The following is a 6,781-nucleotide window of genomic DNA, read 5'->3' as shown; positions in this document are numbered from 1 at the left end:
GCCTTGTGGCTCGCCAAGTTCAACCGCCACGACGACCGCTGGAACATGGCCCGCGTGGAGCATGCGACGCTCGAGCTCGCGCGCCGCTGCGGCCTGCAGGTGGCCGACTCACAGGTCGTCACCGTGGGTGGCCGCGACGTCCTGATGGTGAAGCGCTTCGACCGGACGCGCGTGCAGGACGGCTACGCCCGCGCCCGCATGGTGAGCGCCTTGACGCTTCTCGAAACCGACGAAACCCCGGATGGGCGGGCCCGCTGGTCATACATCCTCCTGGCTGAGACCCTGCGGCGGATCAGCGAACGCCCCGCGGACGACGCCCGCGAGCTGTTCGGGCGCATGGCGTTCAACGCCCTGATCTCCAACACCGACGACCATCCGCGCAACCACGCGGCGCTCGCGCCGGGCCCCGGCTGGCGGCTGTCGCCGGCCTATGACCTCACGCCGACGCCGGCCTTCGCCGAGGAGCGGCGCGACCTCGCCATGACCTGCGGCGCCCAGGGGCGCTTCGCCAGCGCCGGCAACCTCCTCAGCGAGTGCCGCCGGTTCCTTCTCGACCCGGACGCGGCTGCGGCGCTCGTCGACCAGCTGGAGGCCGCCGTTCAACAGCAGTGGTACGGCGTCGCCCGCAACTGCGGGGTCAGCGAGGCCGACTGCGAGGCCATCCGCCGGGCCTACGTCTATCCGGGGTTCCGCGCCTGAAGTCCGGCGCACTGTCGCCTGTTCTTGTGGCGACGCTGCCCAACGAAGCCATCGCTCCGCGCCAGCCCCGGCAGTGCATGATCAACCCCGACGGCGAGATCAGCCCTCACAAGATGGTTGTCTAGCTCTACACGCACGAAGGCGCGCCGCTGCTCGCTGTGGCGCGCATCTACCAGGGCCAGACGACGAACTTCCGCACACACCGGGTGGCGACTTCGCGCCGGTCTTTGTCCTGTCGCGCGCCGGTGCGGCGACAGCCTTCAGGCAGCCGCCTCGAGCAGATCGAGCACCGAGCAGGATGGCGCCATGGCCGTGTCGCGACCGCGCTCGCCCAGCCGTCGTACAGCGCCCGGCCTATGAACTTTGCGTCGCCGGTGATCAGGACCATACTGTCCGACACGACCCCCCCCGCGTGGCCGCAGGCGTCGCGTCCGCTTGGCGTGGCTGGTAGGGGTCCGGTGCGGCCGAGCCGATGGCGCGGTGATGCCTTAAGGTGTCTTCGGCTGTTCCATGCCCGGCATATTGGAATGATCCATACCGGGCATGTTGGCGTGGTCGGGTTCTGCCTTCGGACGCGCCGTCTCGGCAGCGCGCTTTGCGGACGCGGAGGTCCTGGGAGTGTGCTGGGTGGGCGCCGCCGGCCCCGCGGGGGGCGAAGCTGACGCCGTCGCCGGGCTAGCGGGATCTGAGGCCGTAGCGCTCATGGGCTCTTGCGCCGCGGTGGCCTCGGGGGGCGGCTGCGCCGCCTGCCGCTGGCAGCCGCCGGAACCCGCGATGAGGGTCAGGGCCAAGGCCGCGAGGAGGATCCGACTTATCATCACTCTTCTCCTTGGTTCCCCCTGAGGCGGCACGCGCCGCCTCCGGGGGATGCGGGGCGCCTCTGTGCCCAGAAGCGCCCGATGAACGTCGAGCGGCAATCAGCTGGGGAAGATCCACCAGGATCCGAAGTCGTTGATGCCGGCGACGAAGCCGGGCTCGTCCACGAACATGAAGTCGCTCTGACGCAGGTCGGCCTTGAACACCCCGCGCAGCAGGACCCCGCCCTCCGCCTCGGCATCGCGGTCGGTGTTCCACGAGACGAAGGCGCCCTCGCTCCGATCCACCACCGTGACCTGGTCCGGTCTGATGTCACGCAGCGCCAGATGGTCGAAGGCGCCTTGCGCCTCCCCCCTCACCTCCATGTCGAGGATCACGTCAAAGCCGCTACGCGGATCGACGATGAATGCGTCGGCGCCCGTGCCCCCTGTGATCGTGTCATTCCCCATGCCGCCCTCGATCATGTCGTGGCCGGCGCCGGCATCCAGCGAGTCGTTCCCGCCCATGCCCATGAGCTCGTCGGCCATGGCGGCTCCGAGCAGGGTGTCCGCGCCGTCGCCGCCGTCGAGCCGGTCGCGGCCATCCCCGCCGTCGAGCCGGTCGTCGCCGGCGTCCCCTTGCAGCACGTCGTCGCCGCCCGCGCCTGTGAGCGTATCGCGTCCGTCACGGCCGAACATGTTGTCCCAGGTGGCTCCGCCCACGAGGTTGTCACCGTCGAGCGTGCCAACCACCACTTGATAGGCCTCATCGCCCTGGAAGCCGAAGCGGACAGTCCCGTCGCGCAACTCGTCGTCAGCCGCCTTGTCGAACTTCTCGCCCTCCATCCGGCGCTCGTCGAGCGTGGGGCCTTCGCGACTCGGCGATGGACGCTCGGCGGTGGGCCCGGCGGGGTCGCGCGTTCCAGGCGGAAGGTCGGGCGCGTCGGCGAACATGAAGTCGTCCTGCGCGAGCTGAGCTTGCCGGACACCCTCCAGAACGACGGATCCACCCTGCCAGCTGATCTTCACGCCGGCGGCCGTGTCCTGGAAGCGAAGGTCCTCCCACCGCAAGCCGCGAAGCGCGAGGTGGTCGAACATGCCGGGCCCGGCCGTGAAGTCGCGGATCACGTCGTCGCCGCTCATCCGGTCCACGGCGAAGGCGTCGGGACCTTGACCGCCCACCAGGGTGTCGTTGCCCATCCCACCCTCAAGGTCGCCATGGCCGGCGCCCTCGTCAAGGTAGTCATCGCCGCCATCGCCGTGTAGCGAGTCCGCCTCCGCGCCGCCGAAGACCCGGTCGCCGGCCGAGCCGCCGTAGAGCCGATCGCTGCCGTCGCCGCCGCTCAAGGTGTCACGGCCCTGGTCCCCGTAGAGCACGTCGTCCTCGCCGTCGCCGGTGAGGAGGTCATCACCGCCAAGTCCCCAGAAGTGGTCGCGGTCCTCGTCGCCGGCGAGGGGCTCTCGCCCCGTGGACCCAACCGCCACCTTGTAGTCGTAAGGTGCATGACCGGCGTCAAAGTCGAAGACTAGGCCGCCCTGCCTAATATACTCGCTGGAGAGCTCCTGGATCGGACGATCCTTCCAATGATGGGTAGGCTTGTGTGACATGGTGACCCCTAGCGAACATTGCAGTCATGGGAATGTTATCGGCCCGCTCCACTTGGAATGTCCGATCAGTGCCGAACTGCTCTGGAAATCTGAGGGTTCCGTCAGAACAACAAAAGATCAGCGCCAACGACTCACTGGCGCCGCGAACGTGTCTGCCCCCGGGCGCCGACCTGCGGGTCGGGGCTTAGGCGCAGCGACCCGCCTCAGGCTGTGCAGAAGCCCGAGCGCTCGAGTTGGGGGTGTGCCGCGGGTGCTGGCGGGTGGACCGCCCAAGCTGCAGCGGAGTGGAGGCCAGGCCCGGGGCGGTTGATGAACCATAGGTTCCAGGAGGCGTTCCGAAGGCAGAGCAGGAGGCAGAGATGGCGGAAGAGCAACACCAAGGCATGAACATGGGGTGGGGCCGCTTCGCTGCGATGATCAGCGTGTCCACCCTCATCATGTTCTTCCTGATGTACCAGCTGGTTTACAGCTGGGACCACGTGCTTTTCAGCCTCACTCGCCTGGTGTCGTCCTTTGTCATGGCCTGCGTGATGACGGCCGTCATGCTCGTCTTCATGTGGAAGATGTACCGGCCGCACGCTGTAAAGATCGCGGTCCTGGCCGGCGCGGTGATCGGCGGCGTTGTCCTCCTTTTGGTCAACCGCAGCCAATCCCTGATCGGCGATGCCGCCTTCATGAAGGCGATGATTCCGCACCACTCGATCGCCATCAACAACGCGCGGAAAGCCGATATTCGCGATCCCCGCGTCCGCTATCTCGCCGATCGCATCATCCGCGACCAGGTCAAAGAGATCACCGAGATGAAGATGCTGCTCGCGGACATCGACAAGGACGGCCGAGAAGGCAACGTTCCGCTTGCCGCGGGGCCCACCGCCCTCAAGCCCGAGGGCGCCCAAGAAGCGAAGGAACTCCTGAGCGGCAAGTTGCTGAGGGACGAGCCACTGTAGGCGTCCCTCAAACCAGCGGCGTTCGCGACGCGCGATCTCAGTGGGCTCCCGCATCTCTTTGACTGTTCGCGCGGATCGCGTCTCTTCGGGGCTTTGGCACAGGCGCCCTGCGACGCTCCCGGCCCTGGGACGGACTCGAGGCGGCAGGGACTGTGCGCTGATCCACGCCAACCGGAAGCACGTCGTGGATCGGGACGCCCCAGGCTGGGGCTACCTCCGCTGGACGGAGGTCGGACGCTGCGCGGTCATCAGCCGCACCACGGCCTGGCGTCTGCAGCGGGCCGGTGACGTTCCGCGGTCCCATGTGATCACCCGGTGGGCTGGGCCATCTTGAGGCGGAGGTGGACACCTGGCGTGTTTCGCGCGGCGCTCGTGCGGCGGCCTGCGTGCGCCGGGGGGCGGCCCGCCGGCGCCCGGGCTGGACTAGCGTGCGAGCGTCCCACCGGCCGCAGCGCCCATCGCCTTGGCCGGCGAGCGCCGACCCGCACGCCACCGACGCGTCGGGCCGGAACGGGTCGCGGGAGCCTCTCCGGGCCCGCAGATGAACTGGACTTGTAGCCCTGAGGAGGGTCGCTGCCGGCTCCGACGCCGCGGCCGCGATGCCGATCCGCCGATGCGAGCCTGGCCAGCTCACCGGATGCTAGACGGCGCTCGAGGGTCAGCAAGGTCCGCCTGTTGTGGGAGGCTCCCGACGAGCGCGCGCTCCGGCTGGTCGGCCTCTGGGCCGGCGCGCCGTGCTGGGCGTCAGCCTTTTCCATGGATCATGGCCGGGCTTGCCGGCGTGTGCTGAGTGCCCATGCGTGGGGGAAACCACCGAGTGGCCCGGTCACTTTCCGTCATCGCCGCACTCGCCGTCGGGTCGACGCTTGCCGGCTCTGCGATAACAGCCGCCGAGCAGCTCGCCGCATGCGAGAGGATGATTGGCATTGGGGGAGGCCGCGCCGCCCGACGACGCCGCAGCCCGCAAGGCCTGGTCCGCGGCCTTGGCAAAGGCTGAACAACCTGCTTGGCAACGACAGCTCGTTCGGCCATGGACAATCGCCTTTCGATTGGGGCTTGAGTCCGTAGTCGCTCCAGATGGCGTCCTCGGCCGCATCGCGCCATGTCTGGACGGCCCCCGTAGGCAAGGTTGACCTGGTGAGTTCCGTGAGGCTGGTCGGCGCGGCCATGTCTTCGACCCGTTGGTGCGGCGCTTAGGTCCGCTGGCCATGATGCCCTCCGTGAAGCTGGGTCCCGACCAAGAGCACGGGCTCTGAGGCCCTCTGGCGCGTTGGGTTTTCCCGCCTCTCGGTTCGACCGGATCACATCACTCCTTCGCCGCCCTTCCTAAGCTTGTCCGGCACAGCGGCGCCTGATCTCTACGCAGCCAGCGGCAGCGGCTCCCGATAGGCCTCGCCGCTGGTCATGATCGCCCCAGATCATCCGGGCGGTCTTGTTGGCCAGCGCCACGACCGCGACCTTCGCGCTCCGGTGCGCCATCGGCTGCACGAGCCAGGGCCGCCTCGCTCGTGTCGCTCGGCGTAGCGGATCACCGCCAGCGCACCCAAGACCAGCAGTTGGCGCAAGTAGCGGTCGCCCTGCTTGGTGATCCCGCCCAGCCGCGCCTTACCACCGCTGGAATTCTGCTTCGGCACGAGCCCGATCCAGGCGGCGAGGTTGCGGCCGGTCTTGAAGGCATGCGGGTCAGGCACGCAGGCGACCATCGCGCTGGCCAGCGCCGGCCCGACGCCGGGCACGCCATCAGCCGACGGCCGACCTCGGTGGCCCGGGCGCTCGCCAGGATCAGTCGATCCGTCTCGAGCGCCTGGCGGTTGACCAGGCCGAGCTGGTCGGTCAGCAGCTTCAGGCAGATCCTGGCGCTCGGCGGTACGCGCTCGTCGGTCTCGTCGCGGAGGATCTCGATCAACTCCTGCAGCCCCATCAGCCCGATCAGGGCCGCCAAGTCAAACTCGGCCATGTGCGCCCAGATCGTGTTGGAGAGCTCGATCCGGTGGCGCATCAGGGTCATCCGCGTGCGGAGGGTCACCAGTTCGCTCTGCTGCTCCGGGCTCTTCACCTCCACGAAGCGCATGCTCGGCCTGGTCACCGCCTCGCAGATCGCTTCGGCATCGGCCGCGTCGTTCTTCTGCCCCTTCAGATACGGCTTCACGTACGAGGGCGGCATCAGCCTCACCTCGTGGCCGAGCTCGGTCAATCGGCGGCCCCAGTGATGCGCCGTGGCGCAGGCCTCGATCCCGACCCGGCAGCGCGGCAGCTTCTCGAAGCACGGGACCAGCTTCGCCCGCGTGAGCTTCCGCTGCACCGCCACGCGCCCTCAGCATCTACGCCGTGGACCCGAAACACCGACTTGGCGATGTCCAATCCCACCGTGACAACCTCTCCCATGGCGCTCCTCCACCTCCTGCCGCGCCTAAGCTGCGGCGGGAGATTGGGAGCCGTCCACGGCATCAGGAGGCGACGGCATGATGAGCAGCGGTCTTGGCCTGGGCCGCATGCTGCGTCCTGCCGATGTCGTTGGCCGCGGCTGGCCTTGGGCGGTTTGAGCTGGATCGCCGGCCAGCACACCTGGACCACGCTCGCGGCGGTGGCCGTGATCCGCGCGGGCTGGGGCTCACCTGGCGGCGGTCACGGAGATGCCGACTCGGCAGAGCCTGCGCCGCGCCATCAAGACTCGGGATCGGCCTGCTCGCGGCCGCCACCTTCCTCGTCCTCCTCGCCCCCATCTGGCAACCG

At 68.7% G+C, this 6,781-nt stretch carries 3 protein-coding genes and 1 pseudogene; 2 read left to right on the top strand and 2 right to left on the bottom strand.

What is annotated here, in order from left to right:
• Positions 1-699, top strand: a 699-nt coding sequence (locus AX721_RS25445) for a HipA domain-containing protein (RefSeq protein ID WP_197422715.1), incomplete at its 5' end; no start/stop codon positions are given.
• Between the two features lie 917 nt (positions 700-1,616).
• Here AX721_RS25445 and AX721_RS25435 read toward each other — a convergent pair.
• Entirely contained in the window at positions 1,617-3,101 is a 1,485-nt protein-coding gene (locus tag AX721_RS25435) for a calcium-binding protein (protein WP_068878760.1), read from the bottom strand.
• A 359-nt stretch (positions 3,102-3,460) separates the two neighbouring features.
• Between AX721_RS25435 and AX721_RS25430 the strand changes: the two genes are divergently transcribed.
• A complete protein-coding gene (locus AX721_RS25430; protein WP_068878759.1) occupies positions 3,461-4,048 on the top strand; it encodes a DUF305 domain-containing protein in 588 nt (195 codons plus the stop codon).
• A 1,358-nt stretch (positions 4,049-5,406) separates the two neighbouring features.
• On the opposite strand, the pseudogene AX721_RS25425 reads toward AX721_RS25430, so the two are convergent.
• Positions 5,407-6,433, bottom strand: a pseudogene (locus AX721_RS25425) (IS110 family transposase).
• Positions 6,434-6,781 lie beyond the last annotated feature (348 nt).

Source organism: Phenylobacterium sp. CCH9-H3 (assembly GCF_001557235.1).
In the GTDB taxonomy this organism is placed as follows: Bacteria; Pseudomonadota; Alphaproteobacteria; order Caulobacterales; family Caulobacteraceae; genus Phenylobacterium.
Note: the sequence above shows the minus strand (reverse complement) of the source record. Positions and strands in the feature narration are given on the sequence as shown.